Annotated in this window: 17 protein-coding genes; 6 read left to right on the plus strand and 11 right to left on the minus strand. The window is 74.8% G+C overall.

The annotated features are described in order from the left end of the window. The first annotated feature begins 35 nt into the window (after positions 1-35). A complete protein-coding gene (locus G7Z13_RS09655) occupies positions 36-1016 on the plus strand; it encodes a hypothetical protein (protein WP_165997832.1) in 981 nt (326 codons plus the stop codon). Between the two features lie 90 nt (positions 1017-1106). On the opposite strand, the gene G7Z13_RS09660 is transcribed toward G7Z13_RS09655, so the two are convergent. Together G7Z13_RS09660 and G7Z13_RS09665 are read right to left on the minus strand one after the other, a co-directional pair. Next, positions 1107-1841 (minus strand): bifunctional DNA primase/polymerase, encoded by a 735-nt coding sequence (locus G7Z13_RS09660; protein ID WP_165997834.1) that lies wholly within the window; start codon positions 1839-1841, stop codon positions 1107-1109. A gap of 229 nt (positions 1842-2070) precedes the next feature. Then, positions 2071-2700 (minus strand): TetR/AcrR family transcriptional regulator, encoded by a 630-nt coding sequence (locus G7Z13_RS09665; protein ID WP_165997836.1) that lies wholly within the window; start codon positions 2698-2700, stop codon positions 2071-2073. 135 nt (positions 2701-2835) lie between these two features. On the opposite strand from G7Z13_RS09665, the gene G7Z13_RS09670 reads away from it, so the two are divergent. Next, complete coding sequence (locus G7Z13_RS09670; RefSeq protein ID WP_165997838.1) at positions 2836-3003, plus strand: DUF6243 family protein; 168 nt, start codon at positions 2836-2838, stop codon at positions 3001-3003. A gap of 3 nt (positions 3004-3006) precedes the next feature. Here G7Z13_RS09670 and G7Z13_RS09675 read toward each other — a convergent pair whose 3' ends face one another. The 3 genes from G7Z13_RS09675 to G7Z13_RS09685 all read right to left on the minus strand — a co-directional run bounded on the left by G7Z13_RS09675 (position 3007) and on the right by G7Z13_RS09685 (position 6574). Further along, positions 3007-4026 (minus strand): small ribosomal subunit Rsm22 family protein, encoded by a 1020-nt coding sequence (locus G7Z13_RS09675; protein ID WP_165997840.1) that lies wholly within the window; start codon positions 4024-4026, stop codon positions 3007-3009. Between the two features lie 62 nt (positions 4027-4088). Then, the gene (locus tag G7Z13_RS09680) at positions 4089-5222 is read right to left on the minus strand and encodes a beta-lactamase family protein (RefSeq protein ID WP_240926477.1); all 1134 of its coding nucleotides are present in this window, start codon (positions 5220-5222) and stop codon (positions 4089-4091) included. An 11-nt stretch (positions 5223-5233) separates the two neighbouring features. Continuing rightward, positions 5234-6574 (minus strand): multidrug effflux MFS transporter, encoded by a 1341-nt coding sequence (locus G7Z13_RS09685; protein ID WP_165997842.1) that lies wholly within the window; start codon positions 6572-6574, stop codon positions 5234-5236. Between the two features lie 87 nt (positions 6575-6661). Here G7Z13_RS09685 and G7Z13_RS09690 point away from each other — a divergent pair, with 87 nt between their 5' ends. Beyond that, entirely contained in the window at positions 6662-7708 is a 1047-nt protein-coding gene (locus G7Z13_RS09690; protein ID WP_165997844.1) for a Gfo/Idh/MocA family oxidoreductase, read from the plus strand. Here the strand turns inward: G7Z13_RS09690 and G7Z13_RS09695 are convergent. After that, the gene (locus tag G7Z13_RS09695) at positions 7695-9335 is read right to left on the minus strand and encodes an alkaline phosphatase D family protein (protein WP_165997846.1); all 1641 of its coding nucleotides are present in this window, start codon (positions 9333-9335) and stop codon (positions 7695-7697) included. The genes G7Z13_RS09690 and G7Z13_RS09695 overlap by 14 nt on opposite strands. Positions 9336-9469: 134 nt before the next feature. Here G7Z13_RS09695 and G7Z13_RS09700 point away from each other — a divergent pair, with 134 nt between their 5' ends. Together G7Z13_RS09700 and G7Z13_RS09705 are read left to right on the plus strand one after the other, a co-directional pair. Next, positions 9470-10252 (plus strand): SDR family oxidoreductase, encoded by a 783-nt coding sequence (locus tag G7Z13_RS09700; RefSeq protein WP_165997848.1) that lies wholly within the window; start codon positions 9470-9472, stop codon positions 10250-10252. Between the two features lie 399 nt (positions 10253-10651). Beyond that, complete coding sequence (locus G7Z13_RS09705; protein ID WP_165997850.1) at positions 10652-11218, plus strand: DoxX family protein; 567 nt, start codon at positions 10652-10654, stop codon at positions 11216-11218. 86 nt (positions 11219-11304) lie between these two features. Here G7Z13_RS09705 and G7Z13_RS09710 read toward each other — a convergent pair whose 3' ends face one another. The 5 genes from G7Z13_RS09710 to G7Z13_RS09730 all read right to left on the minus strand — a co-directional run bounded on the left by G7Z13_RS09710 (position 11305) and on the right by G7Z13_RS09730 (position 19561). After that, positions 11305-12585, minus strand: a complete 1281-nt coding sequence (locus G7Z13_RS09710; RefSeq protein ID WP_165997852.1) for an extracellular solute-binding protein — start codon at positions 12583-12585, stop codon at positions 11305-11307. Beyond that, positions 12582-13523, minus strand: coding sequence for a hypothetical protein (locus G7Z13_RS09715; RefSeq protein WP_165997854.1), 942 nt, complete (start codon positions 13521-13523; stop codon positions 12582-12584). Before G7Z13_RS09715 ends, G7Z13_RS09710 begins: the two co-directional genes overlap by 4 nt. Then, positions 13520-15061 (minus strand): VWA domain-containing protein, encoded by a 1542-nt coding sequence (locus tag G7Z13_RS09720; RefSeq protein ID WP_240926156.1) that lies wholly within the window; start codon positions 15059-15061, stop codon positions 13520-13522. The genes G7Z13_RS09715 and G7Z13_RS09720 overlap by 4 nt, the downstream gene beginning before the upstream one ends. Before the next feature lie 241 nt (positions 15062-15302). Then, positions 15303-17846: a tetratricopeptide repeat protein gene (locus G7Z13_RS09725; RefSeq protein WP_165997856.1), complete on the minus strand. Its 2544-nt coding sequence runs from the start codon at positions 17844-17846 to the stop codon at positions 15303-15305. After that, positions 17843-19561: a serine protease gene (locus G7Z13_RS09730; RefSeq protein WP_165997858.1), complete on the minus strand. Its 1719-nt coding sequence runs from the start codon at positions 19559-19561 to the stop codon at positions 17843-17845. Before G7Z13_RS09730 ends, G7Z13_RS09725 begins: the two co-directional genes overlap by 4 nt. A gap of 352 nt (positions 19562-19913) precedes the next feature. Between G7Z13_RS09730 and G7Z13_RS09735 the strand changes: the two genes are divergently transcribed. After that, complete coding sequence (locus G7Z13_RS09735) at positions 19914-21422, plus strand: hypothetical protein (RefSeq protein WP_165997859.1); 1509 nt, start codon at positions 19914-19916, stop codon at positions 21420-21422. Positions 21423-21433: the final 11 nt, after the last annotated feature.

A 21433-nucleotide genomic window follows, 5' to 3' on the forward strand; every position in this document is an offset into this window, starting at 1 on the left:
GTTCGCCCCCGGGAAGGGGAAGGTGAAGGAGCCCGATGACCAGGGATCGCAGGCGTGTTCGAATCGCTCTCATAGCAGCCTCGTTGACCGCTTTGTCGCTGACGGCGAGCGGGTGTGTGGTGGTGCACGGTGAGCGGGAGGTGCTGCCCGCGACCACCCGCGCCGAGGCCGCGAAGGCGCTGGAGAAGTTCACGACCGCGTACAACAGGGCCGACAAGGACTACGACAGCACCCTCGACGCCGACTACGTCACCGGCCCGCTCGCCGACATCGACGGCGCCCGGCTGAAGGCGGGCCGGGCCAACAACCCGGCGGGCAACCCGGATCACAGCCCGCTGGAGTTCTCCGACGCCGAGTACACCATCCCGAAGAAGGCCGGCTGGCCGCGCTGGTTCCTCGCCGACGCGAAGGCGAACAAGGGCGGGCAGGCCCGCTGGCTGATGGTCTTCACGCGCGACGCGCTCGACGCGCCGTGGGAGGTGTCGTACCTGACGCTCGTCGCGCCGGACGCCGTACCGGAGTTCAAGACCGACAAGGACGGCTGGGCCGAGGCCGTGCCCGCGAACGCGCCCGGACTGACCTTCTCCCCGGGCGGGTTGAGCAAGGCGTACACGACGTACCTCAAGGAGAACGGCCCCGACTTCGCGCCCGGCCTGCACACCAGCCAGAGGCGCACCCAGCGGCAGAAGAACGCGCGCAAGCCGGGTCTGGCCACCCAGTACATCGACACGCCGCTGACCGAGGGCGCGTACGCCCCGGTGGCGCTGCGCACGAAGGACGGCGGGGCGCTGGTGTTCTTCAGCACCCGCCACTACGTGAAGCAGACCGCCCACTCGGGCGCCACCGTGCCCACGCCGGACGAGGACGTGCTGGCGCTGACGACCGGCGAGATCAAGCAGTCGCTGACGATGGAGTACGTCTCCAACGAGGTGGCCCTCGACCCGCGGAAGGGTGCCGGGGCGCAGGTGTCCGTGCTGGGGCGGATTCAGGGGCTGACGTCGGCGAAGGGCGAGTAAACACGGCGGCCGGGCGCCGGTGGTGGGCGTGGCGGGCGTGGTGTGCGTGCCGTCCGGTGGTGTCCGTGCCGTGCGCCGCGTCCGGTTCGGTCAGTGGCGCAGGGGCCAGGCCGCGCTCGCGTGGTCGGACTCCGCGCCGGCGTACCGGGCGCAGGCGTCGGTGAGGTGCTCCAGGAGGGTCAGCGGGTCGGGCAGCGCGTGCTCGGGGCCGCGTACCCAGTGCACGGTCTGGTCGTCGCCGGGCAGCCGCGCGGGCGGGACGAGGACGTAGGAGCCGCGGCAGTGCCAGCGCAGGCCCGGGTGCTCGTCCATGGTCTCGGGGTGACAGTCCAGCTCGCACGGCCACCACTCGTCCTCGTCCTCGGGGGTGCCCCGGGTGAGGGTGAAGAACAGCATCCGGCCGTCGTCGCTCTCGGCGACCGGGCCGACGTCGATCCCCGCGGCGAGCAGCCCGGCGAGGGCTTCGCGGCCGGCCTGCAGCGGTACGTCGAGGACGTCGTGGACCATGCCGGTCGCGGTGATGAAGTTGGCCTGGGGCTGGTGGCGGGCCCAGCGTTCGATCTGGGCGCGGTCGGTGGTGGACTGCGTCTGCCAGGCGAAGGAGACCGGGTGGCGGGCGGGGGTGGGACAGCCGACCCGGTCGCAGGAGCACCGGTAGCCGGGCGCCGGGTGCGCGGCGGGGGCCAGGGGCAGCCCCGCGGCGGCGGCGGCGAGCAGCAGGGCCTCACGGCCGCCGTCGCCGGCGGCGTCCTCGCGGCCGCCTCCGCGCAGCCACTGGGTGAGTTTGCCCCGCAGGCCGGTCCGGCCGCCGAACTCCGCGCTCATCTATCCCCTCGCCTCGCCTGTCGTGCCGAACAGCATGCCCTATGGTCCCACCATCGTGCGCTCCGGGGGGCCGAAGTCCCCAACCGGGGTAGGCGGGGCGAGACATACCCCACACCGGGATCAGGGGCCATACAGGGCTTTGCCGCGATTTATGGGTACGGAACCGAGGGCTTCGGGGGCTCGGGGGCTCGGGGGCTCGGGGGCTCGGGGGCTCGAGGGCTCCGGTGGCTCAGCGCGGGACGAGGCCGTAGAGGGCGTAGTCGACGAGGGTGTCGGTGTACTCGTGGGAGATCGGGCCCGTGCGCTGGAGCCAGCGCTGGGCGAGCGGGGAGACGACGAGTTCCAGGGCGATGCGCGGGTCGACGTCCGGGCGGACGTGCCCGGCGTCCTGGGCGGCGCGCAGCCGGTCGGCGTAGAGCTGGAGCGAGGGTTCGAGCAGGCGGGCGACGACGGTACGACCCATCTCCTCGTTGACGACCCCTTCGGCGGCGAGGGCGCGGCTGGGGACCTCGAAGCGCGGGTCGAGCAGTTCGTCGACGGTGGCGCGCAGGACCAGCTTGAGGTCGGCGGCGAGGTCGCCGGTGTCGGGGAGGGCGTGGTCGCCGGGCTCGCCGCCGGCCTGCTCGTTGGCCTGCTCGGCCAGGTCGAGGAAGGCCTCCATCAGGACGTCGGCCTTCGAGGACCACCAGCGGTAGATCGTCTGCTTGCCGACGCCGGCGCGGGCGGCGATGCCCTCGATGGTGGTCTTGGGGTAGCCGACCTCGCCGACGAGCGCGAGGGCGGCGTCGTAGATGGCGCGGCGCGACTTCTCGCTGCGGCGGGTGGCGTCGGGGGCGGGCTTCCTGGTGGCTGAGGACATGGCTCGAATCTATCAGGTTGACAAGACGGTACGTCTCGCCGCACGCTGAGCGGGATGGATTTACGAGACGAGACGTCTCGTCAACTCTCGCGATCGAGGGAGTCCATCACCTCACGAGGAGCGAGGAGGCACACCATGACCCGAGGCGGAGCCGGAAACCTGCTGGGCGTCGGCGGTACGCGCCGGAAGCTCGGCCGCACGGCCCTGCGGGGCGGCGGCAAGGGCGGCCGGGTCGGCGGCGGCCAGGACCCGCAGGCGCAGAAGCGGGAGCTGCTGCGCAGGCTTCAGGAGGACAGGAAATGACCCCTAGTCGTGGCCGTCGGCGTCCCGCGCCGGCGGCCACGCGTCGCCCCAGTCGGTGTCGCGGGCGGCGCGGTAGTCGTCGCCGTGGCGCTTGGTGACGGTGACGCGGCGCAGCCGTTCGTCGGGCTCGCACAGGTCGAGGAGGACCTGGCCCTTGCGGATCTGCGGCTTGCGGACGACCCGGGAGGGGGCCGGGGTGACGGGGAGGCGGGTGGCGGCGACGTAGCTGAACTTCTCGTCCTCGTAGGCGAGGGAGCCGCCCTTGACCTGGCGGTGCAGGGAGGACCGGCTGACCCGCGCGGAGAAGTGGCACCAGTCCGTGCCGGGGGCGATGGGGCAGGCGGCGCCGTGCGGGCAGGGGGCGGCGACGCGGAAGCCGGCGGCGACGAGGCGGTCGCGGGCGGCGAGCATCCGGGCGTAGCCGTCGGGGGTGCCGGCCTCGACGATCACGACGGCCTGCGCGGCCGCGGCGGCGGCGTCGACGAGGGCGGCGCGGTCGGGCTCGGACAGCTCGTTGAGGACGTAGGAGACGGTGACGAGATCAGTGCTCTCCAGGGAGAGCGCCGCTCCGATGCGAGAGCGCTGCCAGCGGGCGTCGCGCAGCCCGGGGTTCGCGGCGGCGATCTCCCGGCCGAGGGCGAGCGCGGGCTCGGCCCAGTCCAGCACGGTCACCGGGCGCACGCCCGGCCAGGTGGCGCTGACCGCCCAGGCGGCGGCGCCGGTCCCGCCGCCGACGTCGGTGTGGCTGCCGGGCACCCACCCGGGCACCGCGTCGGCGAACGCCCCGAGCGCCGAGCGCACCGCCTCGAAGGTGGCCGGCATCCGGTACGCCGCGTACGCCGCCACGTCCGCCCGGTCCCGCAGGATCGGCGCGTGCGTCGGGGTCGCCCCCCGGTAGTTCGCGATCAGCCGCTCCACGGCCTGCGCGGCCTGCTTCGGCGGCAGCCCGTCGAGCAGCCCGGCGAGCGCGGCACGCAGGGTGTCGGCGGGGGCGGAGAGGGGGGTGGGGGCGGGGGCGTTCACCTTGCGATTCTAGGGCGGGCGGGGGCGGGGGCGAGTGGGGGTCCGATTCGGACACACACCGCTCACACGCCCCGTACCGCCGACACCCCCCGCACCGCTCGGGCCACCCGTGTCGCCGCCGCTGCCCTGGGTCTGCTGTCCGGGGCGCGGCGGCGGGGGTGGACCGTGTTCGCCAGCAGGATGAGGAAGGTGTCCGTGGCCGGGTCCAGGACGAGGGACGTGCCCGTGAAGCCGGTGTGCCCGGCCGCGCCCCGGCCCGCCAGGGCGCCCATGAACCAGGGCTGGTCGAGGGCGAAGCCGAGGCCGGGCGGGGTGAGCAGGAGTTCCACGAAGTCGGGGCCGAGGATGCGCGCGGGACCGTACGCGCCGCCCGCCAGCAGCGCCCGGCAGAAGACGGCGAGGTCCCGCCCCGTGGAGAAGAGGCCCGCGTGCCCGGCCACGCCGCCGAGCGCCCAGGCGTTCTCGTCGTGCACGACGCCCCGCAGCATGCCCCGGTCCGCCTTGGCCCACGGCCGCCGCTGGTCCTCGGTGGCCGCCGCGCCGGGGCAGGGGCCGAAGTGGGTGGCCGTCATGGCGAGGGGGCGGGTGATGCCGTCCCGGACCAGGGCGTCCAGGGGGCGGCCGGTGACGCGTTCCAGGACGTGCTGGAGCAGCAGCATGTTGAGGTCCGAGTAGCGGTGGACGCCGGGTTCGCCGGTGGGCGGCTCGGCGCGCAGCAGGGCGAGCCGTTCGGCGTCGTCGGCGCAGTCGTACAGCGGCAGGTCGGGCCGCAGCCCGGAGGTGTGGGTGAGCAGCTGCCGTACGGTGATGCCGTGCCGGGCGGCGGCGCGGAACTCGGGGAGGTACGCGCCGACCGCCGCGTCGATGCCGAGGGTGCCGCGCTCGATCTGCTGGACCGCCGCGACCGAGGTGAACAGCTTGGTCAGGGAGGCCAGGTCGAACGGGGTGTCGACGGCCATCGGGACGCGGGCCGTCTCGGGCAGTTCCACTCCGGTGTCGCGCTGCGGGTCGTAGGCGGCGTAGCGCACGGCCCAGCCCGCCGCCTCCTCGACCGCGATCACCGGTCCGCGTCCGGCGACCACGACCGCGCCGGCCGCCCAGGGGCGGTCGCCGGTGGTGAGGTCGCGGACCTCGCGGACCAGGTGCTCCAGTTCGGCCGGGTCGAGCCCGGCCCGTTCCGGTGTGCCGCTGCGCAGTTTCGGTGCGCTCAGCGCTCCTCCCCCTCCTCGTTCCGCTTCGGCGCGTCCGCGCGCGAAACAACCGCCCCTTCGGTGCTCGTGCCCGCCTCCCAGGGGCGGCACAGTGCCACGAAACACGCCGTGGCGACCAGTGCGGCCACCAGCTGGACGACCGCCATCGGTACGGCGGTGTCCTCCCCGGCGATCCCGACGAGCGGGGAGGCGACGGCCCCGATGAGGAAGGAGGAGGTGCCGATCAGCGCGGAGGCGGAGCCGGCCGCGTGCCGGGTGCGCATGAGGGCGAGCGACTGGGTGTTGGGCAGCGTGATGCCCATCGCGGACATCAGGACGAACAGCGCGGCGGCCACGGGGGTGAGCCCGGTTTCGCCGAAGACGCCGAGCGACATCAGCAGCAGCGCGGTGGCGGCCAGGACGACGGTGGTCAGGCCGACGGCGAGGACCCGGTCCAGCCGGACCCGCCCGATCAGCAGCCTGCCGTTGATCTGCCCGGCGAGGACGAGGCCGACCGAGTTCAGGCCGAACAGCAGGCTGAAGGTCTGCGGGGAGGCGCCGTGGATCTCCTGGATGACGAACGGGGAGGCGGCGATGTAGGCGAACAGCGCGGCGAAGGCGAAGCCGCCGGCGAGGAGGTAGCCGGTGAACGGGGCGTCGGAGAGCAGGCCGCGCATCGAGCGCAGGGTCTCGCCGACGCCGCCGGAGTGGCGGCCGGCGGGCGGCAGCGTCTCGGGGAGCTTCGCCCACACCACCACGGCGAGCAGCGCGCCGACGACGGTGAGGACGACGAACACGCCCCGCCAGTCGGTGACCCGCAGGACCTGTCCGCCGATCAGCGGGGCGACGATGGGGGCGACCCCGGAGATCAGCATCAGGGTGGAGAAGAAGCGGGCCATCTCCACGCCGTCGTAGAGGTCGCGCACGATCGCGCGGGCGATGACGATGCCGGCGGCGCCCGCGAGGCCCTGGGCCAGGCGGAAGGCGACCAGGGTCTCGACGGTGGGCGCGAACGCGCACAGGGCGGTGGCGACGACGTACACGGCGAGCCCGGTGAGCAGCGGGCGGCGGCGGCCCCAGCGGTCGCTCATCGGACCGGCCACGAGCTGGCCGAGCGCCATGCCGGCCAGGCAGGCGGTGAGGGTGAGCTGGACGGTGGCGGCGGGGGCGTGGAGGGCGCGGGTGACCTCGGGCAGGGCGGGGAGGTACATGTCCATCGCCAGCGGGGGCGTGGCGGTGAGGCCACCGAGGACCAGGGTCAGCAGCAGTCCGGCGGCGCGCCGGGCACGCAGGGGCGGCCGTGCCTCGGGGGCGGCCGCCTGTGACAGTTCCGGTATGGATGCCCCGCCTTCGGGCATGTGGCCCTCCCTTTTTCCGCAGTACGGTCCCTATGCTCTCAGCTCGAACGGAGTGCCTGGTGTCACTGAGCGGAGCGTGGGCGGGGAATGACGGCGGACAGCGTGCGGTGGGGAATTCTGGCGACCGGCGGGATCGCCGCCGCGTTCACGGCGGATCTGGTGGATCTGCCGGACGCGGAGGTGGTGGCGGTGGCGTCGCGCAGCGAGGCGTCGGCGGCGGCGTTCGCGGAGCGGTTCGGGATCGAGCGGGCGTACGGCGGCTGGGAGGGGCTGGCGCGGGACGAGGGCGTGGACGTGGTGTACGTGGCGACCCCGCACGCGGCGCACCGGGCGGCGGCCGGGCTGTGCCTGGCGGCGGGGCGGAACGTGCTGCTGGAGAAGCCGTTCACGCTGAACGCGCGGGAGGCCGGGGAGCTGGTGGCGCTGGCGCGGGAGCACGGGCGCTTCCTGATGGAGGCCATGTGGATGTACTGCTCCCCGCTGATGCGGCGGCTGAAGGCGCTGGTGGCGGACGGGGCGGTCGGCGAGGTGCGCAGTGTGCAGGCGGACTTCGGGCTGGCGGGTCCGTTCCCGCCGTCGCACCGGCTGCGGGATCCGTCGCAGGGCGGGGGCGCGCTGCTGGATCTGGGGGTGTATCCGGTGTCGTTCGCGCAGCTGCTGCTGGGTGAGCCGGCCGGGGTCGCGGCGAGTGCGGTGCTCTCGGAGGAGGGCGTCGATCTCCAGACGGGTGCGGTGCTCTCCTACGAGAGCGGTGCTCTCGCTTCGGTGCACTGCTCCATCGTGGGCGGTACGCCGACGGCGGCGTCCGTGACCGGTTCGCTGGGCCGGATCGACATCCCGCAGGGCTTCTTCCACCCGGAGCGGTTCGTGCTGCACCGCGCGGGACGCGAGCCGGAGGAGTTCGTGCACGACAAGGCGGCCGGCGCGCACAACAGCTTCAAGCACGAGGCCCGCGAGGTGATGCGGGCGCTGCGGGCCGGCGAGACCGAGTCCCCGCTGGTCCCGCTCGACGGCACCCTCGCGGTGATGCGGACGCTCGACGCGATCCGGGACCGCGTCGGCGTCCGCTACCCGGGTGAGACCCCCGACGCGGACCCCACCGGGGACTCCGCCGGCGACCTCATGCCGGTGTGAGCCCCGGCTCCCCCGCGCGGGTGACGAAGGACGCGGCCGTCGTGACCGGCGCCCCGGGCGTGGTCACGTACGGCACGGTCCGGTAGTCGGCGCGTGCCTGCTCGCGGCCCAGGGTGACCGCGACGTAGCCGCGCCGGCCGTTGTAGAACCTCAGGTGCGGGTTGGCGCGCATGTAGGTGTCCCAGTTGGCGGGCTTGTCGGCGCCGTCGCGGCCGCTGGCGATCGAGGTGGCGACGATCTCGGCGCCGACGGTGCGGGAGTCCGGGTCGTCGAAGTCCTCCTTGATGTCGAAGCCGTAGCCGACGTGGACGTCGCCGGTGAGGACCATCAGGTTCTCGACGCCGGCCGCCCGCGCGCCGTCCAGCACCCGGCGGCGTGAGGAGCGGTAGCCGTCCCAGGCGTCCATCGACACCCGCGACGGCTCGGTCAGGTCGAACTTGCGCTGCGAGAAGACGACCTGCTGCGGCATGAGGTTCCACAGCGCCTTGGAGCGCTGCCAGCCGTCGAGCAGCCAGCGCTCCTGGGTCTCGCCGGTCATGGTGCGCGCCGGGTCGTCGACCTCGGGGCCGGGGACGCGGGCGCCGTCGCCGTAGGCCTGGTTGGTGCGGTACTGGCGGGTGTCGAGGATGTCGAACTGGGCGAGCCGGCCCCAGTGCAGGCGGCGGTAGAGCCGCATGTCGGGGCCTTCGGGGAGCTGGGGGCTGCGCAGGGGCTGGTTCTCCCAGTAGGCGCGGTAGGCGGCGGCGCGGCGCAGCAGGAACTCCTCGGGCGGGACGTCGTTCTCGGGGGTGTCGCCGGCGTAGTTGTTCTCGGTCTCGTGGTCGTCCCAGGTGACGACGAAGGGGTGCGCGGCGTGGGCGGCGCGCAGGTCGGGGTCGGTCTTGTAGAGGGCGTAGCGCAGGCGGTAGTCCTCGAGGGTGACGGTCTCGCGGTTGAAGTGGGCGGGCAGGACGCGGTCGGTGTACCGGCGCTGTCCGCCGGCGGCGTCGACGGCGTACTCGTAGAGGTAGTCGCCGAGGTGGAGGACGAGGTCGACGTCGTCCTGGGCGAGGTGGCCGTAGGCGGTGAAGTAGCCGTCGTGGTAGGCCTGGCAGGAGACGGCGGCGAGGCGGAGCGCGGTGGTGGGATCGCCGGGGGCGGGGGCGGTGCGGGTGCGGCCGGTCTCGCTGGTCCAGTCGCCGGCGCGGAAACGGTAGTAGTAGACGCGGCCGGGGGCGAGGTGGGGGACCTCGACGTGGACGGTGTGGTGGAACTCGGGGTGGGCGTGGGCGGTGCCGCGTCTGACGGGGCGGCGGAAGCGCTCGTCGTGGGCGAGTTCCCAGTGCACGGTGACGCGCTCGGCGGGCAGGCCGCCGTCGGGCTGGTAGGGGGCGGGGGCGAGGCGGGTCCACAGCAGGACCGAGCCGGGCCGGGGGTCGCCGGAGGCGACGCCGAGGGTGAAGGGGTTCTCGGTGAGGCGGGCGGCGTCGAGTTCGGCGGCGCTCGCCGTGCCGGCGGCCGGGAGGCCGACGGCGAAGGCGAGGGCGGCGGCCGCGCCGGTGGCGGTGAGGAAGCGGCGGCGGCCGATGTGGCGGGCGGCGGCGCGCAGTTCGCGGGCGTGCTGTGGCTGACGGGCTGCGTGAGTCATCCGGTCCTCCCCTGACAGATGGATGCCTCACGCATTGGAGTGGCCGGGGACGACTCGCGATAGGCGCGTTCACGACAACCACATGTCGGATGGATGAGTTCCGGATGGCGGACCCTCCCGTACGCTGCGGGCCCATGAACGAGAAGCGAACGGGAAGCGGGGCGACGGGCCGGCCGGGGATCGCCGTGGTGACCGGCGCGGGCTCCGGCATCGGCCGGGCGGTGGCCGTGGAGCTGCTGCGCGCGGGCTGGTCGGTGGCGCTGGCGGGGCGCCGGAGCGAGACCCTGGAGGAGACGGCGGCGCTGGTGCCGCAGGGCGCCTCGCTCGCCGTACGGACGGACGTGTCACGCCCGCGGGACGTGGCGGCGCTGTTCGCGGCGACGGCCGGGCGGTTCGGGCGGGTGGACCTGCTGTTCAACAACGCGGGGACGTTCGGGCCGGGCGGCGTGCCGGTCGAGGAGCTGCCGTACGAGGCGTGGCGGCATGTGGTGGACACCAACCTCAACGGGGCGTTCCTGTGCGCGCAGGCGGCGTACCGGCAGATGAAGGAGCAGGACCCGCAGGGCGGCCGGATCATCAACAACGGCTCGATCTCGGCGCACACGCCGCGTCCGCACTCGGTCGCCTACACCGCCACCAAGCACGCGCTGACCGGACTGACCAAGTCGCTGTCGCTGGACGGGCGGCCGTACCGCATCGCCGTCGGGCAGATCGACATCGGCAACGCGGCGACCGACATGACGGCGCGGATGGAGACCGGGGCGCTCCAGGCGGACGGACGGATCGTGCCGGAGCCGGTGATGGACGTGGCCGATGTGGCGCGCACGGTCCGGCACATGGCGGAGCTGCCGCTGGAGGCGAACGTGCAGTTCGCGACGGTGCTGGCGACGGCGATGCCGTACGTGGGACGCGGCTGACCGGCGGCCGGGCCCGCCCGGGCAAACGGAGTTTCCCCATCCGCCCCGTTGCCCCGGATGGGTGACATGTGCTCAACTTCCTCCACAGGAACTTCACACTTGGAGTGCCGGGCTTCCGCTGACCATCACCGGGGTGGGGGGAGAGACGGCAGCCGTTCCAGGGCACCGGGCCGGGGGGTCCCCGCGACACACCGCGGGGCGGGCACCGGGCCGTGGAACGGCTGCCGTGTCACACCGCCCGCTCTCGGTCGGTCGCGTCGTGCGCGCGTGTGCGCCCGCTGTCACCCGAACGGCCGTCGCGGACGGGTCCCCGGGCGGCGGGGATGGAACCGTGGGCCGGGGGAACCGGGGCGGGGTCGCCTCACACGCTTGTTCCGTTCGTCTGCTCCGGGAGTCAACGTGACGTTCTACGACCGACGTGATCTGGGCATGCTGCTGCTCCGGCTGGGCACGGGCGGCGTGCTCGTGGCGCACGGCACGCAGAAGCTGTTCGGCTGGTTCGGCGGCCACGGCATCGCGGGCACCGGCCAGTTCATGGAGTCCGTCGGCTACCGGCCGGGCAAGGCCAGCGCCACCGCCGCGGGCCTCGCCGAGACCGGCGGCGGCACCCTGCTGGCGCTGGGCCTGGCCACTCCGGCGGCGGGCGCCGCGGCGGCCGGCGCGATGGCGGGCGCCGCGGCCGTGCACACCCCGAACGGCTTCTTCAACCAGGGCGGTGGCTACGAGTACGCCGCCACCCTCGGCCTCGCCGCCACCGGCATCGCCGTCGCCGGGCCCGGCCGCCTCTCCCTCGACCACGCCCTCGGCCATGTGCTGGACCGCGGCTGGATGGTCCCGGTGGCGCTCGGCGCGGTGGCCGCCGGGACCGCGGTCGTGGTCGGCGCCCGGGTCAAGCGGCTCCAGCGGGAGGCGGAAGGAGAGGGCGGCGAGCAGGAGGCGCTGTTCGAGGAGACGACGGAGAGCTGAGGGCTCGCCGCTCCGCGGACACCCCCTGGCTCAGCGCTCACCCTCACTCAGCAGACCACCCCCTCCGGCTCAGTGGTCCCCCCGGCTCAGCCCTCCCCCGCTCGGCCGTCGCCGCCGCACACCGGCAGTCGCTGCTCGACGCTGAGTTCCTGCAGGTGTCGCAACTGCTCGTCCAGCGCCTCCGGTTCGACGAGGTGGCGCAGCACCGCCTGGTGGAAGGCGTCGCGCAGGGTGCGGGGCATGGCGTCGGAGGCGTCCCAGCAGCGGGTCGGGCCGTCCTCGCGCAGTGTCCCGGCGATCCGGGCCTCGATGGTGTCGGCGCCCGGGTTCTCGGTCGCGGCCCGGTTGACGGAGTGGTCGGGCAGGTCGGTGGCGGGGTCGGCGAGGTGGCGGATCAGCTGCCGGGCGTCCGGGTTGTCGGTCAGCAGGGCCGCGAGGTCGCCGGAGACCTCCCAGGCCCCCGCCTCGGGCCCGGCGCCCGGGATCACCTGGGCGGAGTGGACGTAGTCGCCGCCCGCCGCCCGCCAGTGGTCCGCGCGGAAGGACCCCTGGTGCTCCAGGCGCCCGGTGTCGGCGCAGTCCTCCGCGAACCCGGTCGTCAGCAGCTTCGCGGCGCGCTCGCGGTCGCCCGCGCCGACCGTCTCGCCCCAGGTGCGCCAGGCCTCGCGCACGTCGTCGTGGGTCCACCCCAGCGTGCCGTTCACCCAGTCCTCGTACCGTTCGGGCCCGGCCTGCTGGAGCAGGATGTCCTCGACCCAGTCGGTGCCGGGCCAGCCGGACGCGGCACCGTCCTCCAGGCCCAGGCACCACCGGCCGGGGGTGTCCGCCGACGCCGCGGCCGGTTTGTCGCCCGTGTACCAGACCATGCTCTTCAGGCTGGTCTTGACCGGCAGCCAGTAGGTGTGGAGGGCGCCGCGCTCGCCCGGGACCCGGGGCGCCCACATCTCGTCGTACCGCATGGCGTCGAACAGCCCGTCGAGGGGGCGGAGCCGGCCGTCGCCGGCGTAGGTCAGCAGTTCGCCGGGGCCGGGCACGACCACCACGTCCGGCGGGTTGCCGGCCGCTATGTCGGCGGCCAGCACCTGGCTGAGCGCGGAGCTGCCCTGGTAGACGACGTCGATGTCGTAGGCGTCCTCGAAGTCCTCGATGACCCGTTCCTCGAACTCCGTCGCCTCGCGGCCGGTCCAGCTGGCGAGCAGGGTGACCGTGCCCTGGCGGGCCTGCGCCCACCGCACCCCCGCGTACACACCGGCGGCGAGCAGCGCCAGGCAGACGGCGAGCGCGACGAGCGTACGCGGCCGAACGCGGGCCCGGGGACCGGGCGGGTCCTGGGGCACGGGCGGGTCCTGGGGCAGGGGCCGGCTCATCGTGTCCCCCGGAACCGGTACTCGGCGATCCGCGGCCGCAGCCCCCACAGTGTCAGTGCCATCACCACGGCCCCTCCCCACAGCACCCAGTCGGACAGCGACGACCACAGGCCGGCGTCCGCCAGCGACCGTTCCACGTTGTCGGCGACCTCCGGGACGAGGTCCGGGTCCTGGCGGCGTACGCGGATCCAGCCGAGGGTGTCGGCCATCGCGCCGTGCGCCTCGATCGTGAGCCACGCCAGCACCGGCACGCCCAGCGCGCACACCCCGGTCGCGGCGAGCAGCCGCAGCTGCACGGGCTTGCGGAAGCGGCGCCGCAGGAACCGCTGGGCCTCCAGCAGGGCCAGGCACAGCGCGACGTACAGGGCGGCGACCGCGCTCCACCACAGGGCCTGCTGCCAGGTGAACGCCGCCTGCCGCTCGGCCTCGGCGAGCTGCTCGGCGCGCAGGGCGTCGAGGCGGCTCATGACGTCCCCGTCGGTGCCGGGCGCGCTGTCCAGGCCCAGCACCCGTTCCGCGTAGTGCAGGTACGCGGCGCGCAGCGGGGAGCCGGTGTCGGTTTCCTGGCCCCAGCGCTCCACCCAGGCCGAGTAGACGGCGATCAGCCCGGTGATGGTCTGCAGGTCGTGGCGGCCCTTCGCACCGGTGACGTTCTCCGACGCGGCGAGGGCGAGGCTCTGGTGGGCGACCGAGGTCCAGGTGTGGAACTCGCCGCTGATGTCGCCCTCCGGGCCGCTGTCGCGGATCTCCTCGTGGGCCTGGCGCATGGCGTGCCGCGCGGTGTCGACGGCGAGGATGCCGGGGGTGCTGGAGGAGGCGAGCGGCACGGTGTCGTCGTGGACGCCGCGGTAGGCGACGAACAGGACGCAGGTGGTGGCGAGGGCGAGGGCGAGCAACCGCCGCAGGCGGCGCACCAGTTCCTGGCGGGTGGTACTCATGGCCGCTCCGCGAAGGGGTGGCCGCAGTAGGTGCAGAACCGGGACGTCGCCGGCACCTTCCGGTGGCACGCCGGGCAGGGTACGGTCGCTCCCGCGCTCTCGCCCGTCCCGCCGGCGCCCGCGGCGCCCGAGGTGCCCGAGGCGTCGATGCCGGAGACGGGGCCGTAGGTGCTGTGGCTGCTCGCGGTGATCAGGTGCTGGAAGTCGATCGCCGTCACCTCGGGACGCAGCCTGACCTGTGCGGCCCCGGCGTCGACGATCTCCACCAGGCGGGCCAGCCGCGCCAGTTGCTCGTCGGCGCCCATGGCCTGCGCGAGCTGGGCGGCCCGGCCCAGCTGGTGTTCGGCGAGGTCGCGCTCGCCGCGCCGGTGGGCGTCGGCCGCGGCGGCGACGGCCTCGCCGAGCCGCTGGTGCTGTTCGAAGTGCTCGACCTGGGCGTCGGTGTGCCGGGACAGGGCGGGGTTGTCGGTCCAGTGGACGACGCAGGGCTGCGGGGGCGGCAGAAGCACCTCGCCGCCGGGGACGCCGACGGAGACGACGGCGAGCTGGAGGTCCACCCCGCGCGGGTGGCCGGTGGGGTCGGCGGACAGGCACAGCTGGTAGCGGCGGGTCTCGTCGCCCCAGGCGCGGGTGACGAACCGGATGCCGCCCGTGCCGCCCGTGCCGTCCGTGCCATTCGTACCGTCCCTGCCGTCCCTGCCGTCCGTGCCCTCCTCGGCCGGCTCCGCGACGAGTTCCACCTCGGTCGGGAAGACCTGCTTGAGGTAGCGCACGGCTGACCCGCCCATGGGGGTCACGGAGACCGTCAGCTCGGGCACGGTCTTGGTGAGCAGGCGGGCCATCAGCTTCTCGTACTCCGCCGGGAGGTCGGCCTCGTCGTGCACGGAGGAGGCGCTGCCGTGCAGTCGGCTGGTGATCCGCAGCAGCTCGTGGGCGTCCCAGCCGTCGCCGATGCCCCAGGCGTCGCAGACGAACCGGCCCGCGCAGGTCTCCAGCACCCGGGCGAGCGGCATCTGCTCGTCGTGCTGGTTCTTGCCGTCGGTGAGCAGCAGGACGTGTCCGATGGGCGCGTCCTGCTCGGCGAGCAGCCGGCGGGACAGGTCGAGCCAGGCGCCGATGCAGGTGCCGCCGCCCGCGACGAGCCGGAGCACGGCCCGCTCGGCCTCGGCCCGCCGCCGGGCGTCGGCGCGGGCCATGCCGGGCGTGTCCGGATACACCATGGCCGCCCGGTCGTCGCCGCGGACCACCGCGAACGGGGTGCCGTCGGGCAGCATCCGGATCGCGGCGACGGCCGCCTGCTGGGCGGCGTGCAGCTTGTCCGGGGGCCAGGACATGGAGCTGGAACAGTCCACCGCCAGCACCTGCGCGAGCAGCGGCCCGGCCGACCCGCCGCCCCCGGTGCCGTCCACGCGCACGCTGAGGATGGCGTGCATCTGCGGGTCGTCCCCCTCGCTCGACAGGTACTTCCACTGGCTGATCTCCAGCCCGACCGTGACCTGCCCGGCCGTTCCGCCCGCCCGGGGCTCTCCCGTCTCCACGTCCGTGCACCTCGCCCTCGTCGTCGCCGCCGTACGCCGTCTCACGCCGTGCCGTGTCTTCCGCCGTGCCGTGTCTTCCGCCGTGCCGTGCCACCTGCCGTGCCGTGCCATCCGCCGCGTCCCGTCACCCAGCGCGCCTTGTCACCCACCGCGCCATGTCACCCCCCGTACTCCGTCACTCGCCGCGCCCTCCTCCCCCCCCGGCCCTGTCACCGCCGTGCCGTCACTGCCACGCCGCCCGTCAGGCCGCGCGCCGCTGCCGCCGCTGCCGGCGCGCCCGCAGCCGCTCCCGCAGGCCCGCCGGTTCGGGCAGGACCGCGTACGCCCGGTCGAGCAGGTCGCCGCGCTCGTCCGCGCTGCCGGCCTGATCCGCGAGCCGTTTCAGCGACCGGGACAGCAGGGCGCGCAGCGCCTCGGGGGTGTCCTCGGGGCCGAACAGTGCCCCGGCGGGGAAGCCGTCGCCCCAGCCACCGGGCGGCCGGCACACCAGCGCGTACTCCCGTACCTCGGTGACCAGCCGGTCGCGCGCCGGCTGCTCGCGGGAGCCGGCGTCGTCCAGGCCCGGTCCGGCCGGCCGCTCGGCGGCGGCGGCCGCGGTCGCCCGCGCGGTGCCGGGCCCGCTCGCGTCGGGCAGCCGCTCGGCCAGCCGCCGGGCGGCCTCGGCGAGTTCGCCGGTGCCGGGCCCGGTCCCGTCGGGCAGCCGCCCGGCCAGCACCCGGATCGCGGCGACGCGCGCGGCGTCGTGGTGGCGTGCCGTGGGCGGCACCTCGTCGAGTACGGCGACGGCCCCACGCCGGTCGCCGCCGCGCAGCCGGATCCGGGCCAGGCCGAAGGCGGCGCTGCCCTGGGTGGGGTCGCGCCGCCGGACGGCCTCGTAGAACTCCTCCGCCTGCCGCTCACGGGCCTGGGCCCGCCGGGCCTGCGTCCCGTCGGGGCGGTGCGGCCGCCCCGCGGCCCTCCCGGCGTCCACGGCCACCGCGCTCTCCCGCGCCGCCGACTCCCGCAGCCGCCCGGACAGGTACTCCGCGCAGTAGCCGAGGGCCAGTTTGGGCGCGGCCTCCCCGGGGAGCGCGTCGTAGGTCGCGGCGAACGCGCCCTCGGCCTTCTCGACGTCGCCGGCTACGAGATGCAGCAGGCCGCGATGCCAGTGCGTCCGCCAGTCGAGGCGGCCGTTGCGGTTCTCGGCCGTCTCCAGCCACTCCTCGGCGCGGCCCGTCTCGCCCGCGTCCAGGTAGGCGCGGCACAGCCACAGCGCGGCCTCGACGGTGTGCAGCCGGGTGTCCTGGCGGGCCTGGTCGGCGATGCGGTCGGGGGTGTCGGCGGCGAGGCCGTCGAGCAGCAGGGCGGCGCCGTCGGCGGGGTCCGGGATCGGCACGGGCAGGGCGGCGGCCGTCGCCCGCGGGGCGGGGGCGTCCACGGGCAGCCGCGGGGGCTCGCCGCCGGGCCGGCCGGTCCAGTGCTCCAGTCCGGGGACGGCGCCGAGCCGGCCACCGAAGACCTCGGCGGTCGGCTGGAAGCGGGTGGAGCGCTCCGGGTACGGCTCGTGGCCGCCGAGCGCCAGGTGTTCGCGCAGCACCTCCCAGAGCTGGCGGGACATCTCGGCCGCCGAGGTGAACCGGGCGGTCACGTTGCGCTCGGTGGCGCGGTGGATCAGCTTCTCGAAGGAGCGGGCGGCCAGTCCGACCGGCGGGGTGGCGCGGTCGGCGAGGGACTTGAGGGTGCGGCCGACGGTGTACAGGTCGCTGTCGATGTGGAAGCCGCGCTCCTTCAGCTCCGTGGGCGGGGGCGCGAAGCCGCTCGTGTAGGTCAGGGTGGAGCTGCGGTCGCCGATCGAGCGGATGGCGCCGAGGTCGAGGACCTTGATGCGGCGCCCGTAGTGGATGACGTTCTCCGGCTTCATGTCGCAGTAGAGCAGGCCCTGGCCGTGCAGGTACTCCAGGGCGCCGAGGATCATGCAGCCGTAGGTGATCACGTGCCCGAACTCCAGGGGGCCGCCGAGCAGCCGGGTCAGCTCCTCGTCGGGGGCGTACCGCAGCCAGGCGAGGGAGCGCCCGCCGACGTACTCCATGACGGTGTAGCCGGTGGGCTGGGCGTCACCCGGCGCCTGGTGCTCGACGTAGGTGATGATGCGGACGATGTCCGGGTGGTGGAGCGTGGTGAGCGAGCGGCGCTCCTCGACGGCCGCCCGGCGGGCCACGGCGTCCCCGGTGTTGACCAGCCCTTTGAGGACGACGTGGAGGCCGGGGACGCGGGTGTCCTCGGCGAGGTGGATCCAGCCCTGGCCGCCGACCGCGAGGTAGCCCAGCACCTTGTAGTGGCCGCCGACGAGGTCGCCGGGGTGCAGTTTGGGCCGCAGCGAGTACGCGGTGCCGCACTGCGGGCAGAAGCCCTCGTCGGGTGCCGGGCCGCCGTCGTAGGAGATCCCGATGACGCCGGTGCAGTTCGGGGTGCCGCAGCGGCGTCCCCCGGTGGGCGGGCGGGCGGTGGTCTCGGCGGCCTCCGACGGGGCGGGGGACGGCAGGTACGGCAGCACCGGCAGGCCGTCGCGGTCGAGTTCGACGGAGCCGGGGCCCGGCGTGGCGGGCCGCCGTCCGCCGCCGCCCCCGTCCCCCTCGCCCCGGCCCTGGCTCTGGCCCGGGGGTGCGGTGCCGGGTGGCCGCGCGGTGCCGGCGGCGTCCGGCGGGGTCGTGGGGGCGAGCGGCCGGCGCAGGCAGGTGTCGCAGAACCCGGTGGCCATGATGTGGCCGCCGTCGCAGTCGGGTCTGACGCAGGCCGGGCCGGTCATGAGGAGAACTCCTCGCCGCGGTGCGGCTGTTCGACGCGGCGGGTGTAGGCGCGCACCGCCGCCTCGGCCGCCCGGATGTCACAGGGTCTGCTCTGGAGCAGTTCGTGTGCCCGCAGGTACAGGGCGTCCACCACCGGATCCTCCTTGCCGTGGGTGGTGCGCTGGTGCAGGACGTGGTAGCTGCGCAGCCGGCCGCGGAGTTCCTCGCGCCGGTCGATCAGCCGGTCGAGCCGGGCGACGGTCCCCGCTAGCCGGGTGGCGACCCGGTCGGCCAGCCGTTCGTAGCCGCCGAGGTCCGGCCCGTGCGGGGGGCCGTCCCCGCCGTGGGTGCGCCCGTCGGTGCGCCGGTGAGTGAGATCGGCTAGGGCTGCGTGCGCGGCCACCAGGTCGGCGTCGAAGGGCCGGACGCCGTACGGCACGACGGTGGCCCGGCGTTCGTGCAGCGCCCGGGCGAGCGGTCCGGTGATCTCCCTGAGCCGTTCGACGAGCCGTGCCCGGCGCTCCAGCGCGGGCTCGGTCACCAGCCGTCGGCACGCCTCGTCGTGGCAGTCGCCCGCGGTGCGGAAGACGAGGAGCAGCCGGCTGCCCCCGGCGCGCAGCACGTCCAGCAGGTCCAGCAGGGCGCGCGGGTCCCGTGCCTCGTCGACGCCGAAGACGACGAGCGAGACGGTGACCTTCGCGTCCCTGATCCGGTCGACGGCGGGCCGCTCCGGGGGGTTGCGCAGACCCATGCGTTCGGCGATGCGCCCGGCGATCTCGGCGGTGGTCTTCCGGGTGGCGTCCAGGGCCAGGTCGTGGCCGCCGGCCGAGGGGACCGTGTCCGGCGGGTCCAGAGAGGCGCGGTCGACGGACACGGGGGTGCGTAACTCGCGGTCGGCGAGGGTGATGGTGCGGCGCAGGGTGGCATCGCGGACTGCTTCGTCGTGGCGGACCACGCTGATCTTCACCTGCCGGGCGTCGTCCCCGCGCAGCCAGGCGGTGAGGCGCTGGGCGAACGGCTCGTCGAGCGGCGCCTCGGAGGTGTCGTCCGCGGTGGATCTCAGCGCGGCGTCGACGGCGGTGGGGCCCTCGGTCCAGCGGTGCACGCCGGGCAGGTACCGGACGATGGTCTCGGCGGGGCTCATGTACGAGAACCGATTGCCGTTCCGGTCCACCTTGCGGTTCAGGACGATGCCGATGACCTCGCCGGTCGGGATGTCGACGACTCCGGCGCCGCTGCAGCCGCGGGTGGCCACCTCGCCGGGAGTGGCGGGGGCGAGCTGCACGAGTCCGTCGCGGCCCGTGCCGCCGACGGCGGTGGCACGGAACCATACGCCGCCGTCGTAGCCGACCGGGAAGCCGTACATGCGCACCTGGCGGTCGGGGGCGGACAGCCGGTGCAGCCGGGTGGGAGCCTCCTCGGGCCTGGGCCGTGCCAGCCGCAGCAGGGCGAGGTCCCCGCTGTACTCGCCGTCGGCGTCCACGACGTTCGGGACCAACGCCTCCACGTGGGCTTCCACCGCGGGCACGGCGCCGTTGCCGGGGCCGGCCGCGGCGACGAACTCCGCGGTGATCCGGTCCGCCGCCTCTTCGACGACATGGGCGCAGGTCAGGACCCGGTCGGGACTCAGCAGTACGCCGGCCCCCACAATCTTCCCGTCCGCCCCCCGGATGCGCACCGCCCAGCTCGGCGTCCTCGTCGACGAGGCGGCTCCGACTCCCCCGCCAGCAGCCATATTCGGCACTATACGGGCGGTTGGTGGTGCCGTATACCGATGTGACGATTATTCAACAAGTGGCTGGGGCAATTGCGTTGACCGACGCGCCCGAACCCGGTTCCCCGGCTTCTCGGGTTCCCGCCCGACCCGGAACGTGAGCCGGAAGCCCCCCGGGCCAGCCCGACGGCCCCTCCCCCACAGCCACCGGCCTACCGACTGCTCACCCTCACCCCGGAACTGGTCCCGGACACACCCGCCCCCATACCCTCCCCCGCTGAGAGCGACTCGCTGCGAGCGACTCCGCTGAGAGCGGCTTCGCCGGCAGCGGTTCGGCGGCGGCGCGGCGGCGCGGGAAGAGAGGGACGGTCCGATGACACAGACCCGCTACGACCAGCGGGTACGGGTCTTCGTCGAGGTCCGGGGCGGGCAGGACGACTGGCAGGAGGCCGAGGACCGGTTCGCCCGGCACGGCTGGCCGGTCCGCGCCCATCACCCGGCAGGCCGGGGCCCGTTGGGCGACGCCGTCGCCCCCGACCCGGACGCGCGGGTCTACGAGATCGAGGTACGGCTCTTCGGCATCGCCCGGGGCTGCGACCGGGGCGCCGCGGCGCGGGTCCGCAAGATGGCGCGCGCCGCGCGGCTGGAGGCGTACGTGCTGCGCGCCGACCCGCTCCACCGGGACCGGGAGACGCGCTCGACGTGGCGCGTCATCGACGCGCGGCGCAGACGGAGCGCCCTGCGCTCCCCCTGGCGTTCGCGCCTGGCCGGCTGGGCGCTGACGCGCGGCTCCTACGACACCGGCGGCATCGTGACCGGCCCGGCGCGCCAGGCACTGCGCCTGGCCCGCGCCGGGCGTCCGGCGGACCCGTCCGCGGTGGCGGTGCGGCCGCTGGACGGCATGTGGAAGGACCCGGTGCGGCGCTGGCCGGAGGAGGAGGGCGAGCGCCGGGCCGTGCACGCGGTCGCGTGGGCGTTCGTACCGGCCCTCGCCCTGGTGTGCGCCGCCCACGCCGTCCCGGCGAGCTGGTGGTTCTGGGGTGTGCTGACGGCCGTCGGCGCCGCCGGCACCGCCCGCGCCGGGTGGCGCCTGTTCCCCGACGGCCGGCTGACGGGCGCCGTCGTGACCCTCGCCGGTTCCGGCTTCTTCACGGTGACGGGCCTGGGCCTGGCCGGCGGTGACGGCTGGACGCCGCCGGACCTCTTCCGCACGGCTCTCGTCCTGGGCGTCGTCACGGGTCTGTGGCTGCTGGTGCGGCAGTGGACGTGGGGCGAGTGGGTGGCGTGGGCGGTGCCGCTCGTGGTCACCCTGGCGGTGTCGAGCTTCGTCGCCGCGGGTTCCGTGCTGCACGCCCTGTACGCCGACGCGCTCGACCTGAGCACCGGCGATCTCGACGTGCCGCCGGTCTGGCAGCTCCTCGCCTCGCTGAAGCTGCTGTCGACCCTGGCGTACGTGCTGCTCCTGCCCGCCTGGTGGGGTGTGGCCCGGCACCGCCACCACTCCTACGCCGCGCCCGGCGAACGCACCAACGTCATCCTGCACGTGCTGTTCTTCATCGCCGTCCTGGCCGTGGCGGGCGGCTTCGCCCTGGACTCCGCGGGCACGGCGGCGGAACGCACCCGGACCGCCGCCGAACGCGGCACGCGGCCGCCCGCGTACTTCGGCGTCGAACCCTCCTGGACCTGCCTGCACCCCACGACGGCCCTTCGGTCCGTCCCCGGCGAGGGCCCCGCCCTGCACCCCGACCGCCCCTACCTGCTCATCAACGTCGCGGGCGGCACGATCGTCCTGTGGGACCACTCCACCGACCAGCCGGTGAAACTCCCCGCGAACAGGGCGTGGCTGGCGCCGGCGGAGGGGGGTGGGGACACGTGCGGGTGACGGATCGGAGA

The sequence above is a fragment of the Streptomyces sp. JB150 genome (assembly GCF_011193355.1).
Taxonomy (GTDB): domain Bacteria; phylum Actinomycetota; class Actinomycetes; order Streptomycetales; family Streptomycetaceae; genus Streptomyces.